Annotated in this window: 13 protein-coding genes; 7 read left to right on the forward strand and 6 right to left on the reverse strand. The window is 73.0% G+C overall.

The window, feature by feature from the left end; all coding sequences use genetic code 11:
• Window positions 1–48: 48 nt before the first annotated feature.
• Window positions 49–942, forward strand: a complete 894-nt coding sequence (gene pucL / locus ASL10_RS02115) for a factor-independent urate hydroxylase (RefSeq protein ID WP_056043854.1) — start codon at window positions 49–51, stop codon at window positions 940–942.
• Window positions 943–992: 50 nt separating this feature from the next.
• The gene (locus ASL10_RS02120; RefSeq protein WP_235452301.1) at window positions 993–1,469 is read left to right on the forward strand and encodes a nucleoside deaminase; all 477 of its coding nucleotides are present in this window, start codon (window positions 993–995) and stop codon (window positions 1,467–1,469) included.
• An 18-nt stretch (window positions 1,470–1,487) separates the two neighbouring features.
• Here ASL10_RS02120 and uraH read toward each other — a convergent pair whose 3' ends face one another.
• Window positions 1,488–1,814 carry a hydroxyisourate hydrolase gene (uraH, locus tag ASL10_RS02125; RefSeq protein ID WP_056043857.1) on the reverse strand — a complete coding sequence of 109 codons (327 nt, stop codon included), beginning with the start codon at window positions 1,812–1,814 and terminating at the stop codon, window positions 1,488–1,490.
• The gene (gene uraD, locus ASL10_RS02130; protein ID WP_056043858.1) at window positions 1,811–2,359 is read right to left on the reverse strand and encodes a 2-oxo-4-hydroxy-4-carboxy-5-ureidoimidazoline decarboxylase; all 549 of its coding nucleotides are present in this window, start codon (window positions 2,357–2,359) and stop codon (window positions 1,811–1,813) included. Before uraD ends, uraH begins: the two co-directional genes overlap by 4 nt.
• Before the next feature lie 390 nt (window positions 2,360–2,749).
• On the opposite strand from uraD, the gene ASL10_RS02135 reads away from it, so the two are divergent.
• Window positions 2,750–3,682: an FAD binding domain-containing protein gene (locus ASL10_RS02135; protein ID WP_082460075.1), complete on the forward strand. Its 933-nt coding sequence runs from the start codon at window positions 2,750–2,752 to the stop codon at window positions 3,680–3,682.
• Entirely contained in the window at window positions 3,679–6,450 is a 2,772-nt protein-coding gene (locus tag ASL10_RS02140) for a molybdopterin-dependent oxidoreductase (protein ID WP_056043861.1), read from the forward strand. Before ASL10_RS02135 ends, ASL10_RS02140 begins: the two co-directional genes overlap by 4 nt.
• Window positions 6,451–6,663: 213 nt before the next feature.
• Here ASL10_RS02140 and ASL10_RS02145 read toward each other — a convergent pair whose 3' ends face one another.
• The 4 genes from ASL10_RS02145 to ASL10_RS02160 form a co-directional block, all read right to left on the reverse strand.
• Complete coding sequence (locus ASL10_RS02145; RefSeq protein ID WP_082460076.1) at window positions 6,664–8,118, reverse strand: nucleobase:cation symporter-2 family protein; 1,455 nt, start codon at window positions 8,116–8,118, stop codon at window positions 6,664–6,666.
• A 346-nt stretch (window positions 8,119–8,464) separates the two neighbouring features.
• A complete protein-coding gene (locus tag ASL10_RS02150) occupies window positions 8,465–9,304 on the reverse strand; it encodes a 5'-methylthioadenosine/S-adenosylhomocysteine nucleosidase (protein ID WP_082460149.1) in 840 nt (279 codons plus the stop codon).
• Entirely contained in the window at window positions 9,301–9,753 is a 453-nt protein-coding gene (locus ASL10_RS02155) for an S-ribosylhomocysteine lyase (RefSeq protein ID WP_043597358.1), read from the reverse strand. The genes ASL10_RS02150 and ASL10_RS02155 overlap by 4 nt, the downstream gene beginning before the upstream one ends.
• 446 nt (window positions 9,754–10,199) lie before the next feature.
• Entirely contained in the window at window positions 10,200–11,129 is a 930-nt protein-coding gene (locus ASL10_RS02160) for an aldo/keto reductase family oxidoreductase (protein WP_056043866.1), read from the reverse strand.
• Between the two features lie 130 nt (window positions 11,130–11,259).
• Between ASL10_RS02160 and ASL10_RS02165 the strand changes: the two genes are divergently transcribed.
• The 3 genes from ASL10_RS02165 to ASL10_RS16440 form a co-directional block, all read left to right on the forward strand.
• Window positions 11,260–11,739 carry an SRPBCC family protein gene (locus tag ASL10_RS02165; RefSeq protein WP_056043870.1) on the forward strand — a complete coding sequence of 160 codons (480 nt, stop codon included), beginning with the start codon at window positions 11,260–11,262 and terminating at the stop codon, window positions 11,737–11,739.
• A gap of 87 nt (window positions 11,740–11,826) precedes the next feature.
• Window positions 11,827–12,825: a LacI family DNA-binding transcriptional regulator gene (locus tag ASL10_RS02170; protein WP_056043874.1), complete on the forward strand. Its 999-nt coding sequence runs from the start codon at window positions 11,827–11,829 to the stop codon at window positions 12,823–12,825.
• Between the two features lie 248 nt (window positions 12,826–13,073).
• A partial coding sequence (locus ASL10_RS16440) for a beta-galactosidase (RefSeq protein ID WP_235452311.1) occupies window positions 13,074–14,061 on the forward strand: 988 nt, incomplete at its 3' end.

Consider the following 14,061-nt stretch of genomic DNA (forward strand, 5'->3'; position numbering starts at 1 on the left):
CGCCGATCGTGAAACAAGTCGTTCACACGGTTGTGTGATCATCGCCGCATGGCGATCATCCTCGGCGACAACCAGTACGGCAAGGCGGAGTCGCGGCTCGTGCGCTTCTACCGCGACGGGCCCCGACACGAGATCCGCGACGTCAACGTCACGACGGCACTGCGGGGCCCCTTCGACGCGGCGTACCTCCGCGGCGACCAGAGTGCTGTCCTGCCGACCGACACCCAGAAGAACACTGCGTTCGCGTTCGCGAAGTCGAAGGGCGTCGAAGCCGTCGAGCGCTTCGGGCTCGAGCTCGCCCGCCACTTCGTCCACGACGTCGAACCCGTGACGGGTGCCCGCATCGAGATCGAGCAGTACGACTGGCAGCGGGCCGTGGTCGACGGCAGCGAGCACGACCACACCTGGCTGCGTTCGGGTCAAGAGGTGCGCACCGCCGCCGTCACGGTCGACGGCACCGGCGAGTACGTCGTGGGCGGGCTGAAAGACCTGGTCCTGCTCAAGTCGACCGGCTCCGAGTTCGCCGGGTTCCTGACCGACGAGTTCACGACCCTGCCCGAGACGCACGACCGGGTCATGGCGACGGCGCTCGACGCGAAGTGGCGCTTCGGCACGACCGACGTCGACTGGGAGGCCACGTACGCCGAGGTCAAGCGCCTGATGGTCCGCGAGTTCGCCACCCTGCAGTCGCTCGCCCTGCAGCAGACCCTGTGGCACATGGGCACGGCCGTCCTCGAGGCGATCCCCTCGATCGTCGAGGTGCGCCTGAAGGCACCGAACAAGCACCACTTCGCCTACGACCTGTCGCCCTTCGGCCTCGAGAACCCGGGCGAGGTCTTCTGGGCCGCCGATCGCCCGTACGGTCTGATCGAGGCGACCGTGCTGCGCGACGACGCCCCGCCGGCCCACGACGCGTGGCGCGCCTCCGCGGGTCTCGCATGAGCCTCGTCGAGCCGAACCGCCCCACCCCCGCCCCACCCCGAGGAGACACCGTGACCGACGCCGACGACGCCCGCTGGCTGGCCCGCACCATCGAACTGGCCGTCGAGAACGTCGCGAACGGGGGCGGACCGTTCGGGGCCGTCATCGTGCGGGGTGACGAACTCGTGGCCGAGGGTCGGAACCGGGTGACGGCCGACCTCGACCCCACCGCGCACGCCGAGGTCACCGCCATCCGCGCGGCCTGCCGGGTGGTCGGCGACTTCTCCCTCGCCGGCACGACCCTCTACACCTCGTGCGAACCGTGCCCGCTGTGCCTCTCGGCGTCGCTCTGGGCCAGGGTCGACCGGGTCGTGTACGCCGCGGACCGGCACGACGCCGCGCGAGGCGGTTTCGACGACCTCGAGTTCTACGAACTGTTCGCGCGCGACCGGTCGACCTGGGACCTCCCCGTTGACGAGGTGCGCCCGGCGAACGCACCGGCGCCGTTCGAGGCGTGGGCGAGCCACGACCACCGCACCGATTACTGAGTCGTCGTGCGAGGGGGGTCAGCTGCCGCGGTAGGTCGAGTACGCGAACGGGCTGAGCAGCACCGGCACGTGGTAGTGGCTCGACTCGTCGGCGAGGGTGAAGTCGATGGTCACCCGCGGGTAGAACGTGTCACGCCCGGCCGCCGCGAAGTAGGCGGCGGTCTCGAAGACCAGTCGGTAGTCGGCGGCGGGCAGGGCGTCCGGGCCGAGTTCGGGCACGCGCCCGTCGGCGTTCGTGACGCCGGTGGCGAGTTCGCTGCCCCGTGCGTCGTAGAGCGCGACGGGGATGTCGGCGGCCGGGCGGCCCAGTGCGGCGTCGAGGACGTGCGTCGTGACGTGGCTCATGCTCGGGCCTCGTCGTGGCCGGCGGGTGCCGACCCGGCGGGTGCCGACCCGGTGGGTGCCGACTCGGCGAAGGTCGACTGCAACCGCAGCAGGGCGATGTCGCGCAGCTCGGCTCCGACGATGCGCAGCTCGGTGTCGTCGTCGAGCCCGAGCCGGCGGTGCAGCTCACCCACGATCTCGGCCCGGCTCCGACCGGCGGCGCGGATCAGGAACACCCGGTCGAAGCGCTGCTCGTACGCGGCGTTGCCCTCGACCAGCAGCTGCGCGAGCGTCTCGTCGTCGGCGTCGACCGCCGAACCCTGCTCGCGCCGGCTGAACGCCTGGGCGGCGCCGTCGCCGACCGGCTTCTCACCGATGCGCGGGTGGTGCGCCATCGCCTCGTCGATCTCGGCGGCGCTGAGCGGCGTGGCGGCGGCGGCCGCGACCGTGATCAGGGCATCGGAGTCGGCGAACGGCGCCTGCGCCGCGACGTCGTCGACCCATCGCTCGACGGCGAGGGCGGCCAGCAGGTGCGAACGCAGGGTGGCGTCGTCGAGCTCGATCATGACGCACACCCTAGCGACGGTGCCCCGAGGCGACGGGCACGGCTGGCCGACCCGCGCCTCCCGGGCGTCCGGCGACGCGGCACCCGGGCGCGCCGGGCCGGGTGGCCGCTCGCACCACGTCCGTGGCCGCTCGCACCACGTCCGCAGCCGCTCGCACCACGTCCGCGTCCGCTCGCACCACGTGCGCGTCGTGGAACCACCCTCGAGCGTGGTTCGACCACAGGACGGTGGTGCGACCCCGTCCCCGGCCCTCGCCGCGGCTCCGGCTCTCGTCCCGGCCCTCCACCCGACGCGGCTGCGGTGTCGGCGGCTCCGCGCCGGGGCCGGTCGTTCGACGCCGAGCGAGCCGACACATGCTCGAAACGCCCGTCGTGCAGAGTGGGGTCTCCCATGGACCTGACCACCGTTCGCGAGATCCGCACCCCGTCACGCCGCGACGAGATGGTCTTCGCGCCCGGCGAGCGGCCCCTCGGCGGTGGCACGTGGCTGTTCTCGGAGCGGCAGCCCGGGCTGACCGGCCTGGTCGATCTGACCTCGCTCGGGTGGACGCCGGTCGAGCGCGGCATCGCCGCCGACGGCCGCGACGTCGTCAGCGTCGCCGCCACCTGCACCATCGCCGAGCTGCTGCGGCTGCCCGCCGACGCCGACTGGGTCGCCCACCCGCTCGTCGACCAGTGCGCGAACTCGCTGCTCGCCTCGTTCAAGATCTGGAACGTCGCGACGGTCGGCGGCAACGTCGCCCTCGGGCTGCCTGCCGGGGCCATGACGTCGCTCATGGCCACGCTCGACGCCACGGCCGTCGTCTGGACGACCGACGGGGGCGAGCGCCGCCAGCCCGTGTCCTCCTTCGTGACCGGAGTGGTGCAGAACACCCTCGAGCAGGGTGAGGTGCTGCGCACCCTCGAGGTGCCGCTCGGGTCCCTGCGCTCCCGTACCGGGTTCCGGCGCATCTCGCTGAGCCCCCTGGGCCGCTCGGGCACGCTGGTCACGGCCCGGCTCGGCCTCGACGGCGAGTTCGTGGTCACGATCACGGCGGGGACGACCCGTCCCGTCCAGCTGCGCTTCGACGAGGTGCCCGGCGAGCGGGCCCTGGCGGACGCTCTCGGCCGCATCGACTGCTGGTACTCCGACCCCCACGGCGACCCCGACTGGCGCCGCGCGATGAGCGCCCGCTTCGCCGACGAGTTGCGCGTCGAGCTCGGACGACCCGCCACCGACGCGCCGGCGCGACCCGTGCGCGAGTCGACCCACGACCCGCGCAGCGCGGCCGCCCGCGCGAGGCGGACGCCGCCCACCACCACGACCCCCGGAGGCGCGCGATGACCCCGAGACACGTCACGTTCGAGGTCGACGGCCTCCCGCTCGACGCCGACGTCGACCCCGGCCAGGTGCTGCGGACGGTGCTGCGCGAGCACGGCGTCCACTCGGTCAAGAAGGGCTGCGACGCGGGCGACTGCGGCGCGTGCTCGGTGCTGGTCGACGGCGAGCCCGTGCACTCGTGCATCTATCCCGCGCACCGGCTCGAGGGCCGGGCCGTGACGACGGCGGCCGGCCTCGGCACCCCCGAGCACCCCCACCCCGTGCAGCAGGCGTTCGCGGACGCGGCCGGGTTCCAGTGCGGCTTCTGCACGGCCGGCATGGTGGTGACGGCCTCGACGTTCACCGAGGCCGACGCGGACGACCTCCCGCGCCTCCTGAAGGGCAACCTGTGCCGGTGCACGGGGTACCGGGCGATCGGCGACGCGATCTGCGGCGTCTCGAACACGGTGGCCCCGGCCGACGGCGAGGCGGCCGGTCGGTCGGTGAAGGCCCCGGCGGCCCTGCGCGTGGCGTCCGGCAGCGAGCCGTACACGCTCGACTTCCGCAGCACGACGAAGCTGCTGCACCTCGCCGTGCTCGGCAGCCCGCACCCCCACGCCCGCATCACCTCGATCGACACGAGTGCCGCCGAGGCGCTGCCCGGCGTGCACCTGGTGTTGACCCACCGCGACTCCCCCGCGACGTTGTTCTCGACCGGTCGCCACGAGGACCGCGAGGACGACCCGGACGACGGCCTGGTCCTCGACCCCGTGCTGCGGTTCCGAGGGCAGCGCGTCGCCGCGGTCGTCGCGGACGACGTCCGCACGGCGACGAACGCCCTGGCCGCGATCGTGGTCGAGTACGAACCGTTGCCCGCCGTGTTCGACCCCGAGACGGCGCGCTCCCCCGGGGCACCGCTGCTGCACGGCGAGAAGACCGTCGAGGCGTCGCGCATCGCGTTCCCCGAGCGCAACACCGTGGCCGCGATGCACGACGAGACGGGCGACGTCGAGGCCGGCCTGGCGCAGGCCGACGCCGTCGTCGAGGGCACCTGGCGCACGCAGCGCGTCTCGCACGGCGCGCTCGAGACGCACGCCTCGCGCGGCTGGCTCGACGACGACGGGCGCCTCGTCGTCCGCACGGCGAGCCAGGTGCCGTTCCTCGTGCGGGACGAGCTGGCCCACGTCTTCGGGCTGCCGCAGGAGCAGGTCCGGGTCTTCGCCGCCCGCGTGGGCGGCGGTTTCGGAGGCAAGCAAGAGCTCATCACCGAAGACCTCGTCGCCCTCGCCGTGCTGCGCACCGGTCGACCCGTGCAGTACGAGTTCACCCGCGAGGACGAGTTCACGATCGCGCCGACCCGCCACCCGATGCGCGTCCGCGTGCGCGTCGGCGCGACGAGCGACGGGGTGCTGACCGCGCTGCACGTCGACCAGCTGATGGACACGGGCGCCTACGGCAACCACGGCGTCGGCGTGATGTACCACTCGGTGCACGAGTCGACGAGCGTCTACCGCTGTCCGAACAAGCGCGTGGACGCCGAGTCGGTCTACACGAACAACCTGCCCTCGGGGGCGTTCCGCGGGTACGGGCTGGGGCAGGTCGTCTTCGCCGTCGAGTCCGCGATGGACGAACTGGCCCGCGAGCTCGGCATCGACCCGTTCGAGCTGCGCCGCCGCAACGTGATCGTCCCCGGCGACCCGATGGTGGTCACCGACCCCGACGAGGAGAGCGATCTGCTGATCGGCAGCTACGGACTCGACCAGTGCCTCGACCTGGTCGAGCAGGCGCTGGAGTCCCCTGCCCCCGAAGGCGCGCCTCCTGCCCCCGTCGGCCCGACCTGGGTCACCGGGCGCGGCATGGCGCTGGCCATGATCGCCACGATCCCGCCACGCGGTCACTTCGCCGACACCTCGATCGAGCTGCTGTCCGACGGCCGCTACGACATCGGCGTCGGCACGGCCGAGTTCGGCAACGGGACGACGACCGTGCACACCCAGCTCGTGGCCTCGGCGCTCGGCACCACGCCCGACCGGGTCGTCGTCCGGCAGTCCGACACCGACGTGGCCCGGTACGACACGGGCGCGTACGGGTCGGCCGGCGTCGTCGTCGCCGGCAAGGCCCTGCTCGCCGCCGCCCACAAGCTACGAGCGGCGATGGTCGACCGCGCGCTGGCGATCGCCGGAGGCGCGGGTCACGCCGTCGACACCGGCACCGCCCCCGAGGTGGTCGCGGGCGGCGTCGTGGTGCGGGTCGGCCCCGGTGTCGACGCGACCGTCCTGGTGTCCGGCGACCGGCTGCTGGCCGACGGTCCGCTCACCGCCGACGGTTCCCACGACGGCACCCCACGCTCGGTGGCGTTCAACGTGCACGGCTTCGAGGTCGCCGTCGACCGGGCGAGCGGCGAGGTGCGCCTGCTGCGCTCGGTGCAGGCGGCGGACGCCGGCGTCGTGCTGAACCCCGAGCAGTTGCGGGGGCAGGTCGAGGGCGGCACGGCGCAGGCGATCGGCACGGCCCTTTACGAAGAGATGATGCTCGACGACGAGGGTCGCGTGCTGACGACGGCGTTCCGCAACTACCGGATGCCCAAGTTCGGGGACGTGCCCCAGACCGAGGTGCACTTCGCGACCACGCACGACGACCTCGGTCCGCTCGGCGCCAAGTCGATGAGCGAGGCGCCGTACAACCCGGTGGCACCCGCCCTGGCCAACGCGATCCGCGACGCCCTCGGCGTGCGGCCCCACGAACTGCCGATGTCGCGCGACCGCCTCTGGCGCCTCGCCGGCGGTCGCTGAGCCGGGCAGAGCGGGGCGGGCCGGGCCCGGGCCGGGCCGGCCCGGCCCGGACCACGAGTCGCACCACCGAATGAACGTCGCACCGCCGACATGCGCGGCGCGACGTCCAGTCGACGGTGCGACGCGAGCGCGGGCTGGGCCCGGGCCAGCCCGCGGTCGGGCCCAGCCCGGCGGCCAGGTCCAGCCCCCGGGCCCGGCCAGCCCGGGCCCGGCTCAGCCCTCGCGCTCGGTCGCGCCGGCCGGTGCCGCGGGCCCGCGCACGGCGTCGTGCGCCGACACGTCACGGTCCGCACCCTCGTCGCGCGCCTGCATCCGCGGCGAGTTGAGCAGCAGGTTCAGCAGCACGGCGACGATCGCGCCGGCGCTGATGCCCGAGTCGAAGACGATCGTGAACCAGGTCGGGAACTGCGCGTAGATCTCGGGGCTGACCGTCGGCAGCAGGCTCACGCCCAGCGCGACCGCCACGATCAGGATGTTCGAGTTCGTGAACCGCACCTTCGACAGCGTCCGGATGCCGCTCGCCGCGACCATGCCGAACAGCGCGACGCCCGCCCCGCCGAGCACCGCCACGGGCACGCCCTCGACGACGGCCCCGAGCGCGGGCACCAACCCGAGCACCACGAGGATGCCCCCCGCCAGCGTCGCCACGTACCGCGACTTCACGCCGGTGATGCTGACCAGGCCGACGTTCTGCGCGAACGCGGTGTACGGGAACGTGTTGAAGACGCCGCCGATGACGGTCGACAGGCCGTCGGCCCGCAGCCCGTCGGCCAGTCGTCGCGGCGTCACCGGGCGGTCGACGATCTCGCCCACCGCGATGATGTCGCCGGTGGTCTCGGTCATGATCACCAGGCCGACGATGCACATCGACACGATCGCGCTCACCGGGAAGGTCGGCAGTCCGAAGTGGAACGGCAGGGCGAGCCCGAACCAGGCGCTCTCGCCCACTCCGCTCCAGTCGGTCAGCCCGAACGGCCAGGCGACGAGGGTGCCGACGACGAGCCCCAGCAGGATCGACAGGCGGCGGAGCGCAGGAGGCGCGAACCGCTCGATGAGGATGATCAGCAGCAGGGTGCCCGCGGCGAAGGCGACGTCGAGCGGGCGTCCGAAGTCGTCGGAACCCGCGCCTCCTCCGACCCAGCCGGCGGCGACGTCCATCAGCGAGACGCCGATGATCAGGATGACCGTGCCCGTGACGATCGGCGGGAAGAACCGCACCAGCTTCGAGAAGAACGGGGCGAGCAGCATCATGAAGACGCCGCTCGCGATGACCGAGCCGTAGATGGCCGTGATGCCGTACTCGCCACCGATCACGATCATCGGTCCGACGGCGGCGAAGGTGCAGCCCTGCATCAGGGGCAGCCGCACCCCGAAGCGCCAGAACCCGACGGACTGCACGATCGTCGCGATGCCGGCCACGAACAGGTCGGCGCTGATCAGGTAGGCGATGTCGCCGGGCTCGAGCTGGCCCATGCCGACCAGCGCTCCGCCGACGATGAGGGGCACGGCGACCGCCCCGGCGTACATCGCGAGCACGTGCTGCAGGCCGAGTGGGAAGAGCCTCCGCAGCGGGGGGACGCGGTCGACGGGGTGTGTCGTCTCGGGCGGCCCGGCGGTCGCGACCGGGGAAGCGGGCGGCTCGGGTGACTCGGGCGAGGACTGTGACATCGGGACTCCTGATCGTGGGGATGTCGGGTGGTCGCCGCCAGCGTACGAAACGCGCGTTTCGTCGCGACGGCACGCGTGTTTCAGGCTCGTGTCGTCAGCGGGGTGGATGCGCTCGGTGCCGCTCGTGCCGATGCACCCGCCTCCGAACGATGCACCCACGAGCAAGCGGGTGCATCGTTCGACACCGGGTGCATCGAGAAGGAGGCGCGGGCTGGCGGCCGAGGAGCGCGACGGCAGCCGGCGCCGTCACCAGGCGACGCGGGCGCGGCGCGGCGCCGCGCAGCGCCGCACCGCGCGGTAGCCAGCGCAGCGCAGCCGGCGCAGCGCGGCCGGCGCAGCCCATCGCTCAGCGCGCGGTGATCGCCCGCACGAGGTGCATCGTGACGTCCGCCGATCGCCCCGCCGTCAGGGCGAGGTTCTCGTCGTGCACGTCGTGGGCGTCCGGACCGGCGAGGTCGCTGATGCCGCGCACCGAGACGAACGGCACGTGATGGACGTGGCAGGTCTGCGCGATCGCCATCGACTCCATGTCGACGGCGTCCACGTCGACGACGTCGGCGAAGGCGCTGCGCACGCCGATCACGCGCTCGGCGGTCATGAACGCGTCGCTCGACGCGATCAACCCCGGGCGCACGGCCCACGGACCACCGGACGTGCCGTCCGACCCGGCCGACGTCTCGCCCGAGCCAGCCGACGTGTCGGACGGGACGGACGTGTCGTACGCGACCGCCGCCTCCATCAGGGACTCGTCGGCGTGGAAGCTGGCCGGCATCCCGGGGACCTGCCCCAGCCGGTAGCCGAACACGCGCGCGTCGGCGTCGAGGTTGACGTACTCCGAGCCCGCGACGACGTCGCCGATCTCGATGCCGGCGCCCATGCCCGCAGCGGTGCCGGCGCTGATCACGGTCGGCACGACACCCTCGAGCGAGCCGGCCCGCACGATGGCCGACGTGGCCGCTCCGGCCGCGTTGACGAACCCGATGCCGCTCTGCACGAGCAGCAGCTCGACCCCGTCGATCTCGACGACCCGCTGCAGCGACCCGCCGACGGCGACCGGCTCGTCGACGCGCGACGCCCGGGAGACGAACGGTGCCGCCTCGTCGGCCATCGCCACGACGACGATGATCGGGGGGACGGCGACCGCCGCGACCCCGTCGGCAGGAGGCGCGGCGTGCGTCCCGCTCATCGGGTGACGGTCGACCACTCGTCGCGGGCCGCGAGGAAGTCGCGGGCGACGCCCTGGGCACCCTCGAGCGTGTGGTTGGCACCCCAGCCGCACTGGACCTCGTTGGCCGCGGGGACCTCCGTCGCGGTGGTGATGTCGGTGAGGGTGCCCTCGATCAGCGACAGGACGTCGTCCATCGCGGGGTCGCCCTGCAGGATCAGGTAGAAACCGGTCTGGCAGCCCATCGGCGAGAAGTCGATGACGTCGCCGGAGCGGTTGCGGGAGTGCTCGGCGAAGAGGTGCTCGAGCGAGTGGACCGACGCCATGTCGAGGTGAGCCTCATTCGGCTGGGTGAACCGGACGTCGAACTTGGTGATGACGTCGCCGTGCGGCAACGTCTTCTGGTCGGCGACGCGCACGTAGGGCGCGGCGACGGTGCGGTGGTCGAGGTTGAACGACTCGACGTTCATCTTGGGCTGGGTCACGATGGTCCCTTCGGGGTGCGGACGGGGCGCGGGAGGCACCTCGGTCTCTGCACCGATCTGTGCGTCCCAACGCCCTGTCGACCCTAGGACATTCCCTCCGTGCCGGTCGGAGTGTGACCCCGCATGCGGCCCGCCGCTCGGCCTGCTCCGCCGCTCCGCCGCTCGGCCGCTCGGCCCGCCACCCCGCCGCCCCGCCGCTCATCCCGCTCGGCTCGCCACCCCGCCACCCCGCCACCCCGCCACCCCGCCACGAAGTAAACAACCCGCCACGCAAAAAGGTGGCGGTGTGTTTACTTCGTGACGGCGAGCGGGAGGAAAGGGATGGGGGGCGGACCGGCGGGCGCAGCGCAGCCCAGCCCAGCCCAGCCCAGCCCAGCCCAGCCCAGCGCAGGGCAGCGCAGCGCGCTACGGCAGCGCGCTACGGCAGCGCGCTACGGCAGCGTGTGCCCGGCCGCCGTGAAGAGCCGGTACCACTCGGGCCGGGTCAGGGGCACGTCCGACCCCGCGGCGCTGTCGCGGAGGTGCGCGACGCTCGTGGTGCCGAGCACGACCTGCATCCGGGCCGGGTGCCGGGTGATCCAGGCCACGGGGATCGCCGACGGCGGGACGTCGTACTTGGCAGCGAGCTCGTCGATGACGTCGTTGAGCTCGGGGTAGCCGTCGCGGTCGCCGAGGAACACGCCGTCGAAGAACCCCTTCTGGAACGGCGACCAGGCCTGCAGGGTCATGTCGTTCAGGCGGCTGTGGTCGAGGATGCCGTTGTCGCGGTCGACGGACTGGTCGAGCCCGGCCATGTTGGCCGCGACGCCCGCCGCGATCAGCGGCGCGTGGGTGATGCTGAGCTGCACCTGGTTGACGATCAGCGGCTGCGTCACGCTGCGCTTGAGCAGCTCGACCTGGGCGGGCGTGTGGTTCGAGACGCCGAAGTGGCGCACCTTGCCGGCGGCGTGCAGCTGGTCGAAGGCGGCGGCCACCTCGTCGGGCTCGACGAGGGCGTCGGGGCGGTGCAGCAGCAGGACGTCGAGGCGGTCGGTGTGCAGGGCGGCGAGCGAGGCGTCGACCGACTCGAGGATGTGCTCGGTCGAGAAGTCCCAGAAGCCGTCACGGATGCCGACCTTGCTCTGCAGCTGGATCGCGTCGCGCTCGGACGAGGTCATGGTGACGGCGTCGCCGAAGCGCTGCTCGCAGTGGTGGGGGTGGTCGCCGTACACGTCGGCGTGGTCGAAGAAGTCGATGCCGAGGTCTCGGGCCTCGGCCACGAGTTCACGGATCGCGTCGTCGGTCATGCCCGAGATGCGCATGAGCCCGAGGACGATGGTCGAGGCGGGGCGGTCGGTGGTGGGTAACGTCGTCGTCTTCACGCGGCCAGTCTGCTCTCGTCCGGCGTCCCCGGGAGCCGACCCGCGCCTCCTGGGGGGACGGTCAGGAGGCGCGGGGCGCCTGGGGAGGACCCGTCCCGTCGTTCGCGCCCTCCGTTCCGAACCCCCCGGCATGACCGTCACCGCGAGCGCGAGCACCGCGCGCGTCGCCGCCGCTCCGCTCGACCGGGCGTGGAGCATCGCGACGCCGCTGACCCCCGTCGGGTTCTATCCGCGGGCGGGGGTGATCCCGGCCGTCGTGGCCGTCCACGACCAGACCGGCCCGTGGGACGCCGTGGGGCGCACCCGTCGGCTCGAGTTGTCGGACGGCAGCAGCGTCGTCGAGAGCCTCGTGCGCGTGGAGCCCGACGGGGTCTTCGTCTACGAGCTCAGCGAGTTCACCGGGCTGCTCGGGCGGCTGGTGACGGGCGGCCGCGCGGACTGGAGCTACCGGGCGACCCCGAGCGGGCGCACGCGGGTCGACTGGACCTACTCGTTCTTCGCCCGACCGGGGCGCGGGGCGATCGTGCGCGGGATCGTGCGCTTCGCCTGGGCGCCGTACATGCGCCGCGTGCTCGTCGGCATCACCCGCGAGATCGAGCGCACCGCCTAGCCGGGCGCGTCCACAGCCCGGGTCCGTCCACGCCCCGGGCTCGCCCCCGGCGGGGCACGGGCCTCCGGGCACCGCTACCCTCGGGGCATGAAGGACGCCACGATCTACGACGTGGCGAAGCGCGCGGGCGTCTCGCACCAGACCGTCAGCAGGTTCCTGCGGGGGTTCGAGGGCATCCGTCCCGCCACCCGCGAGAAGGTCGAGCAGGCCCTCGCCGAGCTCGAGTACCGCCCCAACTCGGCGGCCCGCTACCTGCGCCTGCAGCGGACGAACCGCATCGGGCTGCTCGCCGACAACATGCACCAGTCGGGGCCCGCCCGCACGATCGCCGGGGCCACCGAGGCCGCGCGTTCGCTCGGCTACGTCACCGACATCGTCTCGATGGACGGCGGCGACGAACGCTCGGTCGACGACGCCCTCGACCTGATGCTCGGGCAGCAGATCGCCGGCATCGTCGTGACCGCGCAGACCGCCGTCGCCCGGTCGGCGCTCGAACGCCGGGCGATCTCGGTGCCCGTGGCGCGTGACTTCGGGCTGATGGTCGAGGGCACCACCGAGTCGATCAACGAGCACGCCGGCCGGGTCGCGGCCGAGCACCTCGTGGGCCTCGGCCACCGCCGCGTGGCCTACGTCGCCGGGCCGGACCAGTGGCTGGCCGCCCGCGAGCGCGCCGACGGGTTCCGCCAGGCGGTGACCGGGTCCGGAGGCGCGGTGACGGTCACCGACGTCGGCGACTGGTCCGCGGCGGCCGGCTACGACATCGGGCTGCGACTGGCCGCCCGGACGGACGACTTCACCGCCATCGCCGTCGCGAACGACGCCATGGCGATGGGGCTGCTCGCCGCCCTCGCCGCCGAGGGCGTCTCGGTGCCGCACGAGGTCAGCGTGGTCGGCAACGACGACACTCCCGAGGCGCGGTTCATGGTGCCGTCGCTCTCCACCGTGGCGCTCGACTTCGGTTTCGAGGGGGCGCACGTGATGACGTCGCTGATCGCCCACATCGAGGGACGCAGCCCCGACACGGCCAGCCGCCTGCCGGTGCCGTCCCTCGTCGCGCGCGCCTCGACCGCACCCGCGCGCGGCTGACGCCCCCGGGCGCGGGCCCATCGGCGCAGGCCCACCGGCGCAGGCCGAGCCGCGCGGGCCGACCCGCGCCTCCTCCCCCGGGGACCCGTCGACGACGGGGTCTTGCGCAGGTGGCGGCGCGTGGGTTACGTTCTCCGCAGACGCCGATGTTATCGACAACATCCACCGAACATCGATCGACGTCCCGAGCACGCGCGGGACGACGTCGGCGGTCGCCACCGCAGCCGACACACACGAACGGGTCAACGATGACTTCTGCTCCACGCCACTCCGGGGTGCTCTTCGGAGCCGCCTACTACGCCGAGTACCAGCAGGCGGGCACCCTCGACCGCGACCTCGACCTGATGGTCGAGGCGGGCTTCACGGTGATCCGCGTGGGCGAGTCGGTCTGGTCGACGTGGGAGCCGCGCGAGGGCGAGTTCGACCTCGACTGGCTCCAGCCCGTGCTCGACGGCGCCCACGCCCGCGGCATCGCGGTGGTGCTCGGCACCCCGACCTACGCGGTGCCGCCGTGGCTGCAGGTGCGCCACCCCGAGATCGCCGCCGAGCGGACCACCGGCGTCCGCGCCGGCTGGGGCGCCCGACAGGAGATGGACCAGAGCCACCCCGCCTACCGCTTCTACGCCGAGCGCGTCGTCCGCAAGGTCGTCGAGCGCTACGCGCAGCACCCCGCCGTGATCGGTTGGCAGGTCGACAACGAGCCCGGCAACGAGCGCCCGCGCAACGACCAGGTCTTCGACCGCTTCGTGGCCTGGCTGCAGCGCAAGTACGGCACCGTCGAGCGCCTCAACGAGGAGTGGGGCCTGGTCTACTGGTCGCACCGGCTGACCGAGTGGTCGCAGCTCTGGCGTCCCGACGGCAACGTGCAGCCGCAGTACGACCTCGAGTGGCGGCGGTTCCAGGGCGAGCTGGCCGACGAGCTGATCGCCTGGCAGGCCGACGTCGTCCGCGAGTACGCCCGCGACGACCAGTTCGTCACCACCTGCATCTCGTACTCGCGCCCGCAGGTCGCCGACGAGCGGCTCGTCGAGAGCCTCGACGTCACCGCCGGGAACCCGTACTACAAGATGCAGGACGGCCTGACGCTCGGCGTCGAGGTGCCCCGCGAGGCCGGCTGGTGGCACACCGGCGTCTGGGCCCTGCAGCAGTGGGGCGACCGGGCGTTCTCGTCGGCGCAGGCGCCCTTCCTCGTGACCGAGACCAACGCGCAGTCGATCGGCGGCCCCTGGCAGAACC

It is taken from the genome of Frigoribacterium sp. Leaf8 (assembly GCF_001421165.1).
In the GTDB taxonomy this organism is placed as follows: Bacteria; Actinomycetota; Actinomycetes; order Actinomycetales; family Microbacteriaceae; genus Frigoribacterium.

Excerpts from the sequence above, each read along its gene's own strand:
- pucL (WP_056043854.1), top strand. The coding sequence starts at position 49 with ATGGCGATCATCCTCGGCGACAACCAGTACGGCAAGGCGGAGTCGCGG.
- uraH (WP_056043857.1), bottom strand. The coding sequence starts at position 1,814 with ATGAGCCACGTCACGACGCACGTCCTCGACGCCGCACTGGGCCGCCCG.
- uraD (WP_056043858.1), bottom strand. The coding sequence starts at position 2,359 with ATGATCGAGCTCGACGACGCCACCCTGCGTTCGCACCTGCTGGCCGCC.
- ASL10_RS02135 (WP_082460075.1), top strand. The coding sequence starts at position 2,750 with ATGGACCTGACCACCGTTCGCGAGATCCGCACCCCGTCACGCCGCGAC.
- ASL10_RS02140 (WP_056043861.1), top strand. The coding sequence starts at position 3,679 with ATGACCCCGAGACACGTCACGTTCGAGGTCGACGGCCTCCCGCTCGAC.
- ASL10_RS02145 (WP_082460076.1), bottom strand. The coding sequence starts at position 8,118 with ATGTCACAGTCCTCGCCCGAGTCACCCGAGCCGCCCGCTTCCCCGGTC.
- ASL10_RS02150 (WP_082460149.1), bottom strand. The coding sequence starts at position 9,304 with ATGAGCGGGACGCACGCCGCGCCTCCTGCCGACGGGGTCGCGGCGGTC.
- ASL10_RS02155 (WP_043597358.1), bottom strand. The coding sequence starts at position 9,753 with ATGAACGTCGAGTCGTTCAACCTCGACCACCGCACCGTCGCCGCGCCC.
- ASL10_RS02165 (WP_056043870.1), top strand. The coding sequence starts at position 11,260 with ATGACCGTCACCGCGAGCGCGAGCACCGCGCGCGTCGCCGCCGCTCCG.
- ASL10_RS02170 (WP_056043874.1), top strand. The coding sequence starts at position 11,827 with ATGAAGGACGCCACGATCTACGACGTGGCGAAGCGCGCGGGCGTCTCG.